The 16,815-nt window shown below is 68.6% G+C and carries 13 protein-coding genes; 5 read left to right on the top strand and 8 right to left on the bottom strand.

Translation table 11 applies throughout. The features are described 5' to 3' along the window. Nucleotides 1–33 precede the first annotated feature (33 nt). The gene (locus ACFVXE_RS31710) at nt 34–1,260 is read right to left on the bottom strand and encodes a damage-control phosphatase ARMT1 family protein (RefSeq protein ID WP_389676375.1); all 1,227 of its coding nucleotides are present in this window, start codon (nt 1,258–1,260) and stop codon (nt 34–36) included. A gap of 281 nt (nt 1,261–1,541) precedes the next feature. Further along, nucleotides 1,542–2,081, bottom strand: a complete 540-nt coding sequence (locus ACFVXE_RS31715; protein ID WP_389676377.1) for a hypothetical protein — start codon at nt 2,079–2,081, stop codon at nt 1,542–1,544. A 66-nt stretch (nt 2,082–2,147) separates the two neighbouring features. On the opposite strand from ACFVXE_RS31715, the gene ACFVXE_RS31720 reads away from it, so the two are divergent. Beyond that, nucleotides 2,148–2,564 carry a hypothetical protein gene (locus ACFVXE_RS31720; RefSeq protein ID WP_389676379.1) on the top strand — a complete coding sequence of 139 codons (417 nt, stop codon included), beginning with the start codon at nt 2,148–2,150 and terminating at the stop codon, nt 2,562–2,564. Between the two features lie 165 nt (nt 2,565–2,729). On the opposite strand, the gene ACFVXE_RS31725 is transcribed toward ACFVXE_RS31720, so the two are convergent. From ACFVXE_RS31725 to ACFVXE_RS31740, 4 genes are all read right to left on the bottom strand, one after another. After that, complete coding sequence (locus tag ACFVXE_RS31725) at nt 2,730–3,290, bottom strand: orotate phosphoribosyltransferase (protein ID WP_389676381.1); 561 nt, start codon at nt 3,288–3,290, stop codon at nt 2,730–2,732. Nucleotides 3,291–3,457: 167 nt separating this feature from the next. Next, a complete protein-coding gene (locus tag ACFVXE_RS31730) occupies nt 3,458–4,009 on the bottom strand; it encodes a TetR/AcrR family transcriptional regulator (protein ID WP_389676383.1) in 552 nt (183 codons plus the stop codon). 48 nt (nt 4,010–4,057) lie between these two features. Continuing rightward, nucleotides 4,058–5,299: an amidohydrolase gene (locus tag ACFVXE_RS31735; protein WP_389676397.1), complete on the bottom strand. Its 1,242-nt coding sequence runs from the start codon at nt 5,297–5,299 to the stop codon at nt 4,058–4,060. A gap of 341 nt (nt 5,300–5,640) precedes the next feature. Next, nucleotides 5,641–6,222 carry a hypothetical protein gene (locus ACFVXE_RS31740; RefSeq protein ID WP_389676384.1) on the bottom strand — a complete coding sequence of 194 codons (582 nt, stop codon included), beginning with the start codon at nt 6,220–6,222 and terminating at the stop codon, nt 5,641–5,643. Between the two features lie 316 nt (nt 6,223–6,538). Here ACFVXE_RS31740 and ACFVXE_RS31745 point away from each other — a divergent pair, with 316 nt between their 5' ends. After that, the gene (locus tag ACFVXE_RS31745; protein WP_389676385.1) at nt 6,539–7,123 is read left to right on the top strand and encodes a TerD family protein; all 585 of its coding nucleotides are present in this window, start codon (nt 6,539–6,541) and stop codon (nt 7,121–7,123) included. A 227-nt stretch (nt 7,124–7,350) separates the two neighbouring features. Here ACFVXE_RS31745 and ACFVXE_RS31750 read toward each other — a convergent pair whose 3' ends face one another. Further along, nucleotides 7,351–11,367 carry a molybdopterin-dependent oxidoreductase gene (locus ACFVXE_RS31750; RefSeq protein WP_389676399.1) on the bottom strand — a complete coding sequence of 1,339 codons (4,017 nt, stop codon included), beginning with the start codon at nt 11,365–11,367 and terminating at the stop codon, nt 7,351–7,353. Between the two features lie 375 nt (nt 11,368–11,742). Here ACFVXE_RS31750 and ACFVXE_RS31755 point away from each other — a divergent pair, with 375 nt between their 5' ends. Beyond that, nucleotides 11,743–12,567, top strand: coding sequence for an endonuclease/exonuclease/phosphatase family protein (locus tag ACFVXE_RS31755; RefSeq protein WP_389676386.1), 825 nt, complete (start codon nt 11,743–11,745; stop codon nt 12,565–12,567). A gap of 195 nt (nt 12,568–12,762) precedes the next feature. Here the strand turns inward: ACFVXE_RS31755 and ACFVXE_RS31760 are convergent, their stop codons facing one another. Beyond that, nucleotides 12,763–14,793, bottom strand: a complete 2,031-nt coding sequence (locus ACFVXE_RS31760) for a glycosyl hydrolase family 28-related protein (RefSeq protein WP_389676388.1) — start codon at nt 14,791–14,793, stop codon at nt 12,763–12,765. A 636-nt stretch (nt 14,794–15,429) separates the two neighbouring features. Between ACFVXE_RS31760 and ACFVXE_RS31765 the strand changes: the two genes are divergently transcribed. Together ACFVXE_RS31765 and ACFVXE_RS31770 are read left to right on the top strand one after the other, a co-directional pair. After that, complete coding sequence (locus tag ACFVXE_RS31765; protein ID WP_389676389.1) at nt 15,430–16,416, top strand: class I SAM-dependent methyltransferase; 987 nt, start codon at nt 15,430–15,432, stop codon at nt 16,414–16,416. A gap of 153 nt (nt 16,417–16,569) precedes the next feature. Next, nucleotides 16,570–16,734 carry a hypothetical protein gene (locus ACFVXE_RS31770; protein WP_389676391.1) on the top strand — a complete coding sequence of 55 codons (165 nt, stop codon included), beginning with the start codon at nt 16,570–16,572 and terminating at the stop codon, nt 16,732–16,734. Nucleotides 16,735–16,815: the final 81 nt, after the last annotated feature.

Raw genomic sequence — 16,815 nt, forward strand, 5'->3', positions numbered from 1 at the left:
CGCTCGCAGGGTGAGGAGCAGGTCGCGCCAGGTCTACGCCCGCACCTGGATCAGAGCGTGGGTACCGCTGGTACGCCAAGCCGCTCCGGACCGTTCGAGGTCGGCCAGGGCCCGCTCCTCCAACCCGACGACGACATCGGACTTCAGGGTACGGAGCGCCGCGACAGCCCCCGGGAAGTACGCGGTGACGTCCGCGAACGGCGTGGTCGCGTCCCACAGCCGGTCGCCCACGAGCCGACGGTAGTTGAGGTCGCCCTTCAGGATCGTGAGCGTGGCGGCCGCGAACTCCTTCCGGAGATCGTCGGGCATCTCCTCGTACGGCAGCGGAGCGCAGAAGAACGGGTGGCTGCGGATCTCCAGGCGCCCCGCCGACATGGCCTCCCACAGACGTCCGCCGATCCGGCCGGCCTCGGCGGGCGCGCGGGTGAGGCGGCGCAGGCAGTCGACGACGTCCGCCGTCATCGCGTCGGAGACGTAGTACGGGTGGGGCTTGACGTGGAGCACGACCTGGTCCGCCAGCCGGTGATCGAGAAGGTGGTCGATGAGGATCAGGTCCGGGATCAGTTCTCGTGCCGCGTTGTCCGCCACGACAGCAACCGTGGAAGGCGCGCCTTCGGGCAGGAGCGACCAGAGAGCGGCGCTGTCGTCCACGACCAGGCCGGGCTGGGCGTCGCCGAGGGCCGAGTCCCCCGCCGCGACACGGAAGCCGAGGTCCGCGCGGTTGCCCCAGAGCGAGGCGTGGAGCAGGGCCACGGCCCGCTCGTCGGCCGGCGTGTCCGGGAGTACGTCCAAGGCCCGCAGTTCCTCGTCCACCGCCGCGCCCAGCAGTTCGGCCTGTTTGAAAGGGGCGAACGGATCGATTCCCTGCCACGGGCCCGTCCCGAAGTACTCGACCGCACCGAGGAGTCTGCGGTAGAAGTAGCTCTCCGCCCACAGGAACGGGATGTCGAACCATCGCCGCCCGAAGTGTTCATGTCCCCATTCCGACCAGTGTCCGTGGTCCTGATCCGAGGAGGCCAACGGTTCGACGACACCATGGGTGATCTCGTCCAGCAGGGCATCGAGGGCCCCGTGCTGGCGGCGGCCGTACGGGAAGGCGTCTCGCACCTGCTGGATCAGGGCCGGATGGCGTTCGGCCAGAACGCCCCAGGCGAACGAACCGGCCTTGTTGCTCAAGATCACTGGCGCGTCGGGGGCGGCAGCCCCGCCGGGCCTTCCGTCGGCCTGCTGCCCCGAGCCACGGGACGTCTTCTCTGTCATGCTGTCCGAGCCTTTCGCCTATCGCTCACATGCCCTTGAGGTCCGGGGCCTTTGACCATCCGCCGCCCTCCCGTGGAGCAGCCGGCCCCGGCCCGTCGGCGTTTCCGGTCGCGCGGACGACACACAGGAACGGCTTTCCGGATCAGGAGGACTGCTCGGTCACGCGGGAAATCCCCGTCTGCGGCCGAAGTGGTGGAGTGCTGGCAGCGTACTGCGCCGGTCGCGGACGGAGCCGCCCACGACGGCGCGTGGCGCAGCTGCGCGTTCGGGGGCGGCGTCGGTCAGTGCCGAGACCGGTAGGGCGGAAACGTTGCCCCGTCGGCGAAGTCCTGGTCCGCGTCGGGCCAGCGGCGGCGCAACCGGGTGGCGACGCGACGCCCCCAGACGGTGAGATGCGGCAGGGCCTTGTGGCCGGCGGCGGTGCGGGCGGCGGCTTCGAGTGTGGAGACGAGCTGGAGGCGACTTCGGTCACCCGGTGGACGGGCGTCCAGCTGGGCGAACCGCTGCAGACGGACCAAAGCCCAGGACATGCAGGCCGCGGCGAGCCCGAATCCGTAGCGTCGGTCGTCCTCCGCCTCCGGGATACCGCGGGCCAGGGCCCTTCGGTACTGGTCGGCCAGGCCCGTGGTGATGGGGTCACCCACCGTCATCCACGCCGGGCCGGGGACGTAGAGGCACACGGCGTCGTTCAGCGCATGGGTGTAGCCGGCGAATTCGAAGTCGATGAGGCGGGCGTCGGCCGGGCCGGAGGCGTGGAGAAGGATGTTGTTGGCTTCCGCGTCACCGTTACTGAGGGCGGGGAAGGGGCCCGGGTCATTCAACTCAGCGATTGCTGAGTCGAGTTCGCGTGCAGCACCGCCGTCGAGCGGCACCCCGATGGCTGCGGCGTGTTCGACCGCTCCACCTCGGTGCGGCGCAAGTCGGCCCGACGGATCGGCCGCGGAGTCGACCGGGCCCAGCCCGGCGCGGCGAGCGCGGTAGACCGCGCCCAGCCCGACGGTGGCCGCGCTCAGCTCACCTCGGGCGCGGGCAGAGGCAGCCAGTCGTTCGCTGTGGGCAACCGCTCCGTCGCGTCGAAGCAACTGGTCGAGGGCAACACGTGGTGCAAGGTCCTCCAGCACGAGGAACCGGGCAGCCATGTCGGCGGCAACGACGCGAGGGGCCAGACCGATCCCGACATCGTCACCGAGGAACTGGAGCGCTGCCAGCTCGCTGCACAGCCTCTCCTGGGCAGTTCGGGCCTGATCACGGTCGGCCGGGATCCATTTGACGACGACGGAACGAGGTGCGGCAGATCCCCGTAGCCGGACCCGCGCCACGGCCCAGGGCGCCAACCGCTCCCAGCGCTCGACAACGACGGGCGAGGAATAACGATCGGTCAAGAGGTCCTGCAGAGCGACGGCTCGGGAATTCCCTCCAGGAGCGGTCATCCGCTCAGCCTACGACCTGCGGCCGCGACCTGACGGCCGTCACATGTGGTCACGGCCACCATGTTCGCGCTCGGCCGCCGCGGCGAGCCGCAGGCCCTCGGCCGTCAGCAGCGACAGAAGCTCGATGCCCTCGGCTGCGAGAGCGGCGGCGCCACCTTGCTCCCGGTCGATCACGCACAGGGCTTCACCCACCTGAGCACCCAGGCCCCGCAGGTCTGCGGTCGACAGCACGATCTGGCCACCGCTGGTGACCACGTCCTCGACGACCAGGACCCGGCGCTCCGCGACCTCGGCGCCCTCGGCGAGGCGGCAAGTGCCGTACGGCTTCGCCCCCTTGCGTACGAACGCGCAGGGCAACCCGGTGTGCCGACCGAGCGCGGTCACCACCGGGATGCCGCCCATCTCGAGCCCGGCCAGCACCTCCGTGCCGGACGGCACCAGCGGGGCCATTCTCCGGGCGATCTCATCCAGCAGGACCGGATCCGCCTCGAACCGGTACTTGTCGAAGTACTCCGTGGCCGTGCGACCGGACCGGAGGGTGAACCTGCCGGTCAGATGAGAGGCGGTATGGATACGGAGGGCAAGATCGGAATGGGTCACAGGCAATCAGTTTCGCAGACCGCACCCCATCAGGACACCGTCTGTCGGAGCGCTGGTGGGTTCCCGTACCGCGCGCGGTCACCGTCGGTCCGCAGTCAGGACAGTGTCAGTGGCGTCCGCTTGGATGCACCGTATGACTGTTCACGATGTTGCCGGCCGGGTACGCCTCACCAGCCCAGGTGGTCGATGACCTCCCTGAGTTCCCGCAGTGCTCCCGGGACATCGCCGGTGGCGATGCCCTTCACCAGCAGCCCGCGACTCGTCCAGATCAGGGCCTGCGCCCTGGCCCGTGCCACCTGGGGTGCAAGGCCCTCACGCTCACCCCACTCGGAGCACAGCGCTACCCAGTCCTCCAGCGAATCGAGGAACTCGCGGTACGTCCCAGGATCCTGGACGGCCAGACCGAGGACGTAGAAGAAGGCGGTGATCCGCGGCTGCTGGGCGGGATCCAGATAGATCTCCTCCAGCAGCCGCAACGCATCCCGGTAGGTGCCTTCGGCTGAAGCCGCCCGCAGCGCGGCCAGCTCCTGCCGGCGCAGATCGCTCAGCAGCGCGGCAAGGTATCCGTCCCGGGACCCGAAATGGTGAATCAGCATGCGGTGGCTGGTGCCCAGACGTTCCGCGAGACCGCGCAGCGTCAGATCGCTGAGCCTGCCCCGTTCGACCAGGACCTCCTGGCCCCTGCGCAGCAGTTTCTCGCGCGGCGTGGTGTCACTCATGGTCCTCCGCAGTGTTCGGCCGGGGCCTCATGCCGCCGCACAGGTCATTCAAGCAAGAGGAACAGCGGGCTTGCCCAGCCAAGCCAGTGCGGCAACGACGAGGGCCTGCACACCGGTGCCAAGAGTGGGTTCGACAACCGGCGCGAAGTGCGGTGAGTGGTTGCTCGGCAGCGAGTCGATCCCTCCGGCGGCCATGGCTGAAGCGAAGACTTCCGGATCCAGACCACCCCAGAACCAATAGACCGTGGGCGCGTCCGCTGCCTCCCCGAAGACCCCGACGTCCTCACTGGCCGCGACCGGCGGCAGCGGCATCAGACGCTGCTCGCCGAACTCCTCGGTGAATGCGGCGAACGTGGCCGAGGCAGCATCCGGGTCGTTTACCAGAAGAGGGGCGCTGGTGCCCCACTCCACGTCCGGCTCGGGCGCACCGCTGGCGGACGCCTCGGCGCGGACGATTCGTTCGATCGCCGTCATGACCTGCGTACGGACCTCCGCCGAGTAGGCACGCAGGTTGATCCCGAGCTCCGCGGTGTCCGGGATGACGTTGTCCTTGGCCCCCGCCTGGAAGCGACCCACCGTCACCACCGCTGTCTCCGCGGGCGGCACCTCCCGGGCCACGATCCCCTGCAGTCGGGTGACGACGTGCGCACCCAGCAGCACCGGGTCGATCGTGGCCTCGGGCCGCGACCCGTGCCCGCCACGACCGTGCAGGACCACGTGGGCCGAGTCGGACGCCGCCATGACCGGCCCCGTCGAGTGACCGATCACGCCGGCCGGGAGGGGGGCAAGGTGCTGGCCGAGCACGATGTCCGGCACGGGGAATCGCTCGAACAGTCCGTCCTCGACCATGTTCCGTGCACCGCAGGCGAGTTCCTCGGCAGGCTGGAAGACCAGGAGCAGCGTTCCTGCCCAGAGATCCGTCGAGCGGGCGAGCAGAGCGGCGGCACCGACCAGACAGGTGGCGTGCATGTCGTGGCCGCACGCATGCATCACCGGCACCTCATGGCCCTGCGCGTCGACCGCCCGGACGCTGCTCGCGTACGGGAGTCCGGTCTTCTCCTCCACAGGCAGGGCATCGAAATCGGCCCGGAGCATCACCACGGGACCGTCGCCGTTGCGGAGGAGGCCGACCACTCCCGTACCACCCACATGGTCACTCACCTCGAAACCCTGCGCTCGAAGCTTCTCGGCGACACGTCCGGCCGTTCGGTGCTCCTGCAGGGACAGCTCGGGATTCCGGTGCAGGTCACGGTAGAAGTCCCCGAGTTCGTCACCGAGCTGGTCAAGCATTGACCACACGCCTGCCTCCATGGGATCGCCCTCCTGGCCACCACACATTCAGATGTACCAATGGTACATGCAAGAGACCGGCGCGAGCGGAATCCAGGACGGCGGACGGCGCGCATCCTCCGGGCACTCCGCGATCGCGGGCCGGAGGCTTCACGCCGTCGGCGCCGTGTACGAGGCAACCACGCGCGGGGGTATGCAGGCGCCCACCACGACGACCGAGCGCCCCTGTACGACTCCGACGAAGTACCGGTCGATCTCGCGATGGTCGCATCGAGTGCACGGTCCGGCCGGCACCGACACCCGCAGTCATACGCAGAACACTCCGCCTTCTACGACAGGTACTACGGCAACTGCTGAATCTGCAGCGCCGTTGACTCGTCCGTGACGAACGGCAGCGATCTCGTACCGGCTTCCTGGCCACGGCAGTGGAGTTGCGCGTCGATCTGAGCGGCGGTCTTGGGACCGTTGCGCGTCCAGTACTCTCCGGCCTTCAACTGCGCCTTCGCGATCGTAACCAGGTCGAGGACATCGTCTCGTCCGTCACCGGTGGGATCCGTATAGCCGACGTCGAGGTGGCGGGGAACGGCGGATGTGCCCGGCTCCGCAGCATGGCGCCGGAATCCCTCCCCCGACCAGAGTCTGACAACTCCTGTTGCGGCCACCGCCGGTGTCGGGTCGGAGGCCCACCACACCGTGCGCGGTGTCTCGTGCTCGGTGTCGTCGAAGTCCGAGACGTCGACACGCCGCATGTCGTCCGTGGAGCAGAGGGGAATCTTGACGACGATGACCTTGCCCTCGGCCCGGGCACCAAACACCGGCGGATCCGCCGGGTCCGATGGCAGAAGGCCGCATCCGGCCGCCCCCAGCAGGGCAAAAAAGGATATCAGGGCCGTATGGCAACCGATCAGCCACTTGTCTCGCATCGGTGTCCACTCCCCTCGAGATCGGTTCGTCGTGCTGTCCGGGACTCAGGACCGGCTGGTGCGGGGTGAGGGTATGTGCCACCCATGACGCGTGCGCCTCCAGCCGCCGGCCCTCGTCGTCGCAGGAGGGGAGGCGTACTACGCCGATGAGCACGGAACCGTGGCAGATGCCGGAGGATTTCTGCGTGGCGGTTGCCGCCGGGATCGGCGGACGGTGCCACCACGCTACCGAGTGATGGACCTGGCGTGTAGAACACAAGGAGTGCCAGGCACACTCTATGTGTCACAGTCCCGTCGTCAGAAGGATGATCCACGCATGATTACGCTCAAGAAGGAAGACGGACCGGCGGATCTGGACGGAGTGACCCACCTGTCCATCGGAGTGTCCTGGGACCCCACCGCCGGGAGCAGTGGCGGAGTGATGGGCGTGCTCCGCCGCAAGAGCGGTACCGACCTCGACCTGATCGCCATCGCGATGCAGGGGGCGGATCCGGTACGCCTCGCGGGCCTCGACTCCCTCGACCCCATGGGCAACGGCTCCCTGGCCCACAGCGGCGACAACCAGACCGGGCGCGGGGACGGCGACGACGAGACGGTGACGGTCGAGTTCGCGCGGATCCCGCACAACATCACGTCGATAGTGTTCGTCGCCGCCGCGTACAAGAAGGGCAGTTCCTTCCAGAAGGCGCGCAACATCAGCTTCAAGGTGTACGACGCGACCGGGGGCAGCTCTCAGCAGGTCGCCGACATCTGGCCGAGCCTGCTCAGCAATGACAACGGCTGCGCCGTGGCCAAGGCCGTCCGTATCGGGGACAGCTGGAAGCTCGAGGTGATCAATGTGACGGGGAAGATCAAGCAGGGCGACGAGCAGGCCCTGATGCGCTTCGCCATCAGCAAGTAGTGAGCCAGTAGTACGAACTCCGCACGGGCGGGGAGCGCGCGCCGACGGCGGCCGGGGTCGACGGGCCGGGACGGCCCGGTGGATGTCGCAGCGTCCGGGAGCGGAATGTCCGGTGCGGTCGTCCGGGCCGGGGCCGGGGCCTGACGGCCTCGGCCGGCGCATCCTCCAGGCTCCGCGCGTATGCGGCAGCGCAGACCGTCGTGCCACCGCGGGGTGGCGACCGGCGATCAATAGACGTCGCGGACGTAGCGTTTGTCAGCGGTGAGCTGCTTGACGTACACAGCGGCGGTTTCGGGGTCGAGGCCGCCATGTGCGACGGCGATGTCGCGCAGCGCGTGGTCGACGTCCTTGGCCATGCGGGCGGCGTCTCCGCACACGTAGAAGTGCGCGCCGTTCCGCAGCCATGACCAGAGCTGTGCGCCGTGCTCACGCATGCGGTCCTGGACGTAGATCTTGGAACGCTGGTCGCGGGAGAAGGCGGTGTCGAGCCGGGTGAGGGTGCCGTCGCCGACGAAGGCGGACAGCTCGTCCTCGTAGTAGAAGTCGGTGGCACGGTGCTGTTCACCGAAGAAGAGCCAGTTGGGGCCGCTGTGTCCGCGGGCCCGGCGTTCGTCGAGGAACCCGATGAACGGGGCCACGCCGGTTCCGGGGCCGACCATGACCATCGGGGCCGTGGGGTCGGCCGGTGGCCGGAAGTGCGGTGAACGCTGGACGAAGACCGACACCGGGGCGTCGGGCTCGGCATCTGCGAGGAAGGGCGAGCAGACGCCCTGGCGGGGGCGGCCGTGCAGAGTCTCGTACCGGACGACGGAGACCGTCAGCGATACCTGCTGGGGGTCGGTCAGCGGGCTGGACGAGATGGAGTACAGGCGGGGTTGCAGACGCTTGAGGACGTCGGTCCAGTCCTGGGCATCGGCGCGGACGGCGTACTCGGCGATGACGTCGACGGCCTGGCGACCCCATGACCACTGGGCGAGCTCGCCCTTGTTGTCGGGCCGCAGCAGCTTCTTCAGGTCGCGGTCGCCGGTGCGCTCGGTGATGAAACCCAGCAGGGCGGGAGTGAGCCGGGTGATGTCCAGGTGCTGGTGAAGGGAGACGCCGAGTGGCACGTCGCCCACTCCCGGGACCTTCACGGCGGTGTCGGCCTCGAGGCCGGTGACGGCGAGCCACTCGACCACCAGCTCGGGGCGGTTGAGCGGGTGCACCCCGAGCGCGTCACCGGCTTCGTAGACCAGTGGCGTCTCGCTGTCCCGGCTGTCGAAGGTGAACCGCCGGACCTCCTTGCCCGCGCCGGGAAGGCTGAGCAGCCGGTTGCCGGTCAGCCGGGCGACGGCCGGTGCGGGCTTGGTACGGCGGACGGGCCCGGTCGCCGGCGCCGGGGCGGTCCGCGCTGCGGTCGACGGCTTCTCGTTCAGGCGCGTGAAGATCTGGTCGAGCCAGGCGTGGGCGGAGGGTTCGTAGTCCGGTTCGCAGTCGGTCCGCGGTGCCAGGCGAACGGCTCCCAGAGCGTCCAGGCGCTGGTCGAGGCGCCGCCCGTGGCCGCAGAAGTCGTCGTAGGAGGAGTCCCCGAAGGCGAGGACGGCGTAACGCCGGCCGTCCAGGCGTGCGATGTCGGGTGAGCTGAGCGCCTCCCAGAAGCCGGTGCCGTTGTCGGGCGCGTCCCCGTCGCCGAAGGTGCTGGTGATCAACAGAAGGTCAGCGGTGGCCGGGAGGGTTCGGAGGTCGGTGGTGTCCATGCCCATGAGAGCGGTGCGGTGTCCGGCAGCGGTGAGCCGGGCGGCGGTGGCCGCCGCGAACTCCTCCGCGTTTCCGGTCTGCGAGGCCCACAGGACCACCACCTCACGGTTTTCGCCGTCGACCCGCGCCGAGAGTTCGGGCTCCGTCCGCGGGGCCCGCGAGTACAGACCGGCGAGTGCGCCGTTCGCCCAGCGGGCGTGCGCCTCGGTGAAGGGGGCGCCGGGCGGGAGGACGGGGACTCCCGGTGCGCCCGACTCCAGGCCGGCCAGAAAGCCGACGAGGTACTGGCGTTCGTGCTCGGCAAGTACCGGCGGCGGCGCGCTCTCCAGTCCGAACACGGCCGCGGCGCCGGTGTCGGTGGTCTCCGCCGCCGGCCACGGCTCCGCGGCGAGGGTGCGGGCCGACTGCGGAACGGCTGCCGGCTGCGTGTTGACCTTGGCCAGCGTCACCGCGCACACCTTGAACTCGGGCTGGAAGGAGATCGGGTCGACGGCGTCGCTGGTCACCGCGTTGATGCTCAGGTACTCACCGAACAGGTCGTTCCAGTGGAACGGTGCGAAGCAGCAACCCGGCCGCACCCGGTCCGTCACCACGGCAGGCAGCACGGCCCGGCCACGCCGGGACGCGACTTCCACGGAGTCGCCCTCGGTGATGCCCAGGCTGTCGGCGTCCTCCGGATGGAGCTCGACGAAAGGAGCGGGGTTGAGCTTGTTCAGCTTGTCGACTCTGCCGGTCTTGGTGAGGGTGTGCCATTGGTGCTGGAGTCGTCCGGTGTTGAGGACGAACGGGTAGTCGTCGTCGGGCATTTCCGCCGCGGGGATGTGTGGCCGGGCAAAGAACACCGCCCGGCCGCTCGCCGTCGGGAACACCGGGCCATCGCCCTCCGCGCCCATGTACCGGACGGGGTTGCGGTCCGGCCCCTCGACATCGGCGGCCGGCCACTGGACGGGGGTGGCACGCAGCCGCTCGTACGTCACACCCCGCAGGTCGTACCCGGTCTTCGGGTTCCGGGCCCGCTTGATCTCCTCGAAGACATCCTCCGCGCTGTCGTAGGAGAACGCCTTCTCGTACCCCATCTCGCAGGCGATGCGTGCGATGAGGCGCCAGTCGGCCATCGCCTCACCGGGCGGATCGACCGCCGGCCGGGCGAGGGTGAGGTTGCGCTCGCTGTTGACCAGTACGCCTTCGGTCTCGCTCCACAGCGCCCCGGGGAGGACCACATCGGCGTAGGCGTTGGTCTCCGTACCGGCGAACACGTCCTGCGTGATGACCAGTTCGGCCGTCTCCAGTCCCTCGATGACGGTCCTGCGGTTGGCGACCGATGCCACGGGGTTGGTGCAGATGATCCAGCAGGCCTTGATCTCGCCCTCCGCCATCCGCCGGAACATGTCGACGGTTCCCTGACCGGAGCCGTCCATGCGCACCGTGCCGGGCTCCAGACCCCACAGCTCCTCGATGAAGGCACGGTCCCCGTCCACCAGTACGGATCTCTGTCCGGGCAGCCCCGGACCCATGTAGCCCATTTCGCGGCCGCCCATGGCGTTGGGCTGACCGGTGAGCGAGAACGGGCCGCTGCCCGGTCGGCAGATCGCCCCGGTGGCCAGGTGGAGATTGATCAGCGCATTGGTGTTCCAGGTGCCGTGCGTGGACTGGTTGAGCCCCATGGTCCAGCAGCTCATCCACTCCCCCGCCTCGCCGATCCACAGCGCGGCCTTCCGGATGTCCTCCTCCGGGATGCCGGTGAGCTCGGCGACCGTGGCGGGGGGATAGCCGGCGAGGAACTCCGGCATCGCCTCCCAGCCCTCGGTACGGTCCACGATGAAACCGGCGTCCAGGTGTCCGTTCTCGTGGAGCAGATACAACAGGCCGTTGAGCAGCGCGAGATCCGCGCCCGGCCGGATCTGGAGGAACAGGCTTGCCTTGTCCGCGGTAGCGGTACGCCGCGGGTCGACGACGATCAGCTTCGCGCCCCCCTTGACGCGTTCCATCATCCTCAGGAAGAGAATCGGGTGGCAGTCGGCCATGTTGGAGCCGATGACGAAGAAGACGTCGGCGTGGTCGAAGTCCTGGTAGGAGCCGGGCGGGCCGTCGGCTCCGAGGGACAGCTTGTAGCCGCTTCCCGCACTGGCCATGCAGAGCCGGGAGTTGGACTCGATCTGGTTGGTCCGCAGGAAACCCTTGGCGAGTTTGTTGGCGAGGTACTGCGCCTCCAGGCTCATCTGCCCCGATACGTAGAGCGCGACCGCATCCGGTCCGTGTTCGTCGACGATCGCCCGCAGTCGCCGCGCCGTGGAGGTGATCGCCTCGTCCACGGCGACCGGTACGGCCTCGGCGCCGCGCTCGGCTCGTTGCAGCGCCGAGGTCAGCCGCCCGGGGGCCGCCAGCATGTCGGCCGTGGTCGCACCCTTGGTGCAGAGTCGGCCGAAGTTGGCGGGATGGGTCCTGTCGCCCGATGCCTTGAGAACCTCGCGGCGGCCGTCGGAGCGGGTCGCGATGTCGAGGACCATGCCGCAGCCGACACCGCAGTACGAGCAGACGGTCCGCACCTGCTCGGCACCGGTCCGTGAGCGCTCTGTGGCCACCAGGTGTCCTCTTTCGTGGTCGGATCGGATCTCCCGACCGTACGAAATGCCCGTTACGCCGACGTCACCCGGACTGATCACGAGTGGTTACGCCTGCCACACACCCGCTCGTCCCCAGGTGTGAGAAGCATCGGGAACGTCTGTCCGCAGCCCCTCGGCCACGACGCGAAGAGGCCGGGATTCCCTGGGTGCGCGCGACATCGGGAGGGGAGGAACTCTTCACCTCACGGCCACGAATCGGACAGGGGGACAGACCAAGATCGTGATCGTCTCCGACCCCTGCCCCAGGAGGACCGCACCATGCTGCGCCGTACCCTGTCCGCACTCGCCCTCGCCTCTGTGCTCGCCACCACGGGCATCGCCCAGGCCTCAGCCACCGAGGGCAGAGGTGCCCGTGTGCTGGACGTGATGACGTTCAACATCCACCACGCCCAGGGCACCGATGACGCACTCGACCTCCAGCGGATCGCGGACGTCGTCCGGAGGAGCGGTGCCGATGTGATCGGGCTGCAGGAGGTCGACAACAACTACTCCGGACGCAGCAACTGGTCCGATCAGCCTGCCGAGCTGGCGGCCATGCTCGGATACCACGTGGCATTCGGTGCCAACATCGACAACGAACCGCCGGCTCCCGGCGGACACCGCATCCAGTACGGCACGGCGGTCCTGTCCCGGTACCCGATCACCGCATGGGACAACACCTGGCTGTTCAAGTCCCCTGGGCAGGAGCAGCGCGGGCTGCTGCACGCCACGCTCGACGTCCGTGGCAGGGCCGTGCAGTTCTACTGCACCCACCTCGCCGCCAGCTCGCAGACCGACCGCCTCCAGCAGGCCCCGCAGCTCGTCGACCTGATAGGTGACGCCGATCCGGCGATCCTCGTGGGCGACTTCAACGCGGTTCCGTCCGCACCCGAGTCCCAGCCGTTGCAGACCAGCTACACCGACGCATGGGCGAAGTCCGGCCGCCGGGACGGGATGACATACCCCGCCGAGGCCCCGACCGAGCGGATCGACGACATCTACACCACCCACAAGGTCAAGCCGGTCGTCACCCGTGTCGTGCACGCCGACCCCACCGCTTCGGACCACCTCCCGGTGATCAGCCGCGTGATCGTCGCTCCCTGACGAGGTTTCCGGCCGGGTCCCGGGCACCTTCATGCCCGTTCCGCGACCTGCTCGGCTCCCCTGGGGCAGCACCAGCTCCTCGATCGACCCGGGGCCGCCGGCGCATCGATGGCACCTCGCTCGGCGGCGGCCTGCGGCCGGGGCCGGCCGCGGTCCTCGCGGACGGCCCCGAGCCCCGCGCCGGAGGCGGGAGTGTCACCAGGGGGACGGCGCCGGCGGTGTGACGACCGCGGGGCGATCGTCACAGGTGATGGTGTTCGGCAGCTCCCACGACCCCAGCCAGGGACCGGTGGTGCCACCTCCGTCGTTGCCGCCCAGGTCGGTCAGCGAGAACTCCGATCCGGTGGCGGGGAAGTTGAACGACCCGCAGTTGTTGACTCCCACCGCGCCCACATTGCGGGCATCCACGTTCTCGAAGGTCGCCGCCCCGGCGGCGCGGGCGCTGACCACCGAGGTGCCGGTCCCGTCGACCCTGACGTCCTTGAAGTGCACGCCCCTGATCGTGTATTTGTCCTTCACCGGCCAGTCGGCGACCAGCATGATCGCGTTGTAGGTGCTGTCGAGGAAGGTGTCACCGGTTACCTGGATGTCCGCCGCGACGTCTCCCTCCAGCGCGTAGAACCAGATGGCACCGAGCCCGATGTTCCAGTTCAGCTCGTAAGTACCGGCCCGTACCGTGGTGTTGCCGGTGATCCGGAGATGCCCGGTGAACGGCACGGCGCCGAAGCGGGAGCCCACATGCAGAGCGCTGCCCTCGCGGATCGGGTCGGCGACGAGATTGTTGGACACCGTGTTGTCGGCGCCGCCGTAGATCGCGATGCCGTTGGCGAGCACCGGCGTCTGGACGGTGTTGCGGTCGAATGTGTTGCGGGCGTTGCCGGTCTTCTCCGACCACATGGCCAGACCGTCGTCACCGGAGTTGCGGATGAAGTTGTTCCGGACCGCGGAGTCCGTCACCCCGATGTGGAAGTTGAGACCGTCGGCGATCTGGTCGGTGATCATGTTCCCGGTCACCCGCAGGTTCGACATCGGCCCGTCGAACCACAGGCCCACCTTGGTGTGGTGGATGTAGAGGCCCTCGATCGTGGAGTCGCTGAGCGCCCCGCCGATGCCGTTCACCTGATCGGTGTCGATGCGCTCGCGGACATCGCCCTCGATCGCGAAACCCGAGAGATGGACGTTGCGGCTGCCGCCCGCCGATGCGTCCCTGCCGTAGAAACCGACCCCGGTGTGCACGGATCCGTCGGGGGCGGGGGCGTCGAGTGTGACCTGGTGGCCCTTGATGACCGTGTACCAGCTGCCGGCTCCCTCGACCGTCACGTCGTCCACGACGATGTGACGGTTCACCTGGTACGTGCCCGGTGGGATGTAGACCTTCAGGTGGGCACGCCTGGCGAAGGTGATCGCCTTGTCGATCGCGCCTGCCGAGTCCCGCCGCCCGGTCGGATCCGCGCCGAAGGCGAGCACGTTCGCCGCGACGGGCACGATGCGCGGCGGAGCCACCGACTGCGAGTCGAGCACATCGACGGTCGTCGGCACAGCCCCGGCGCGCTCGGGCACCGCCAGCCGGATCGTGTCTCCCGCCCGGTACCGCTTGCCCAGCAGCAGCCGCTGCTCGTCGTAGAAGTGATTCGGCCGGAACGGCTTGGTGATCACCGGAGCCGGGGTGGTGGCCTGCGGTACGCAGCCGCACTCGGTGATCCACCAGTCGTCGTGCAGCAGACCGGCGTTCGGGTCGTTGGAGAACGGATACTGGTTGTACAACCACGCGTACTTCGACGTCAGCGTCATCGTCGTCCGGTCACGCCCGTTCACCGTGACGTCGAGCGGCGCTGTGATGCCTCCCCCGCCCGGCGCGTCCGGAATGCTGTACCGCACGCTGATCGCGTCGGCGGCACTCGGCAGGGTGAACTCCACGTACTGGCCCCGCTCCAGCGTCACCGCCCTGCGCCCGGACGCCTCCGCCGGCAGTGTGTACGCGCTCCGGTCCGGTCCGATGACCTTGCCGTTCGTCGCGGCGTTCTCCGCCTCCTGTTCGGCGAATCCGAGGTCGGCCCCGCGCCCTGCCACCAGCGCCGGATCCAGTCCCGCCCGCGTCACGACGGCCGCCGCCGCCTTCTCCGTCCCGGCCCGAGCCGTCCCGCCGAGCCCGAGACCGATCACGGCCGCCGCTGCGACCACCGCCACGGTTCTCTGCCACGTTCTCCTGCTGAAGCTCCGTGCCATCCCAGCTCGTTTCTCTCGTAAGGCGCGACCGCCGTGGACGTTCGAGGCGGAGCGGACGTCGTGAGGTGAGGCGACAGTAGGGACCCGACAGGCCACTCCACAAGGCTCATGCGAGATGTTTTCTTTCATCTCCTTACCAAAATGACGGTGCCGTGTAAGTTTTTTGCATTGCTTGCATGACTTGTTGCTTGGCGGTGTTGGTGATGAAGATGTGCAGCGGGCCGGTCTCCCGATGCTCGACTCCCGCCGCTCGGCACACAGTCGCCCCGACCCACGAACGCGTCGGCGACAGCCGTGGTGAGCGGATGTGACCGGTCCCGAGCCGTCGCAGTCGAGTCCCGGGTCTCCGCGGCACCGCCTGACACGTGAGACCGCCATCGAACCGGAGCGATCCGGCCGTGCCACCGGCGCACGCACGCAGCCCCTCCACCGGCCCGGGGCGCGGCGCGCGGACACCGCTTGCGGACGAGATCATCCGAATTCGGAATCAGCAGGGGAACATCGGCTCAACACCGCTCATCCGGAGTGTGAAAGCCAGGGAAATCCTCGAATTCCTCGCCTGTTTTCGCCGACGCCTGACCGGCGCAGGGCGTTAATATCGCGACCCGTCCGTCCGACTGAGACCGCGAGGTACCCGTGGCGCCCCTCAGCAAGCTCTACCCCCAGCTCGACGACGTCGAACTTCCGGACACGATCCCGTACTCGCAGGTGAGCGCGTGGGAATTGCGCTTTCTCTACCTGCTGGGCCGTGATCGGTTGACGGGAGAGGGCAAGGTGGTCGAACTCGGGTCGGGCGGCGGCGGATCGACGTACGCGCTCGCACTCGGTCTCAGTGAGAACCCGGACTTCGACAAGAGGACCGACAAGCTGCACGCGTACGACTTCTTCCGGATCGGGAAGGGTACCTTCGCCTCCGAGAAATTCTTCTCCGCCGGGGTCGCCCGCGAGGACACCAATTCCTTCCTCGACGACTTCAAGGACAAGCTGAAGCCGTTCATCGAATTCATCGAGCTGCATCCGGGCGACATCTGGCAGACCTCCGACGCCGAGGATCACAGTCCCATCGAATTCCTGCACATCGACATAGCCAAGACGGCGCGGGTCTTCCGCTGCGTGGCCGAGCGCTTCCTGCCCCGCCTGGTGCCGGGCTCCGTCGTACTGCACCAGGACTTCGCCAGCCCCCGGCTGCCGTGGCTGCACTACAGCACCGGTCTGCTGCTTCCGTACATCGAGATCGCCGGGCCGCCCATCCGCTCCACCCTGGCCTTCGAGGTGGTCAAGCCGATTCCGCAGGACGTGCTGCGGGCCGTGGCCGAGGACGCCTTCGACACCGACGAGAAACTACGGCTGATGTCGGCCGTCCAGGAGGTCGTCGACCGGGACCACACCGACGGCATCCCGTTCAAGGCCGTGATCGAACTCGCCAAGGCCTATGTCGCCCACTACGACGGCGATCACCGCCGTGCGTGGAAGACAGCCGAGCCGCTGACGTCCGACGAATATCTGAGCCGGACCCGCAAGGACCACTTCGCCCAGCTGGAGAAGGCTCTGAAGGAGTCCGCACCCGGTGGCGGATCCTCCGGTCTTGCCCGGCTGCTCAGGAGAGTGCGGCGCAGGGGCTAGGGCACTTCTTCCGATCATCACCTCATCACCTCGGCGATCTTCCGGCCCTTCGCCTTGTCGTACGGCAGGCCCGTCCGCCGGCGCACAGTTATCTGCACCAACTCCACTCGTTGATCAGCCCGTAGATCGATGCGACAAACGAGGAGGAGTCCCGTGGAACTGCGGCATGAGCTGATGGAGGGCCGGGCTGAGCTGCCCCGGGTGGGTGCTGTGCTACCCGCTCGGGGTGTCCACCCGCCGTACCTCGTGGTCAACGCGTACGACGACGAGATCGAGGCAGCGACCGCGTACCTGCGGGACCTAGTGGTGGTTTGTTGACGGCGGTTCAGGGCCGTAGTAGGCCGGTAGCAGAGGAACGTCGCCTCGCCGCCTGGGGGCTTGTGATGACCCGTCGTGTGC

The organism is Streptomyces sp. NPDC058231 (genome assembly GCF_042882275.1).
In the GTDB taxonomy this organism is placed as follows: Bacteria; Actinomycetota; Actinomycetes; order Streptomycetales; family Streptomycetaceae; genus Streptomyces.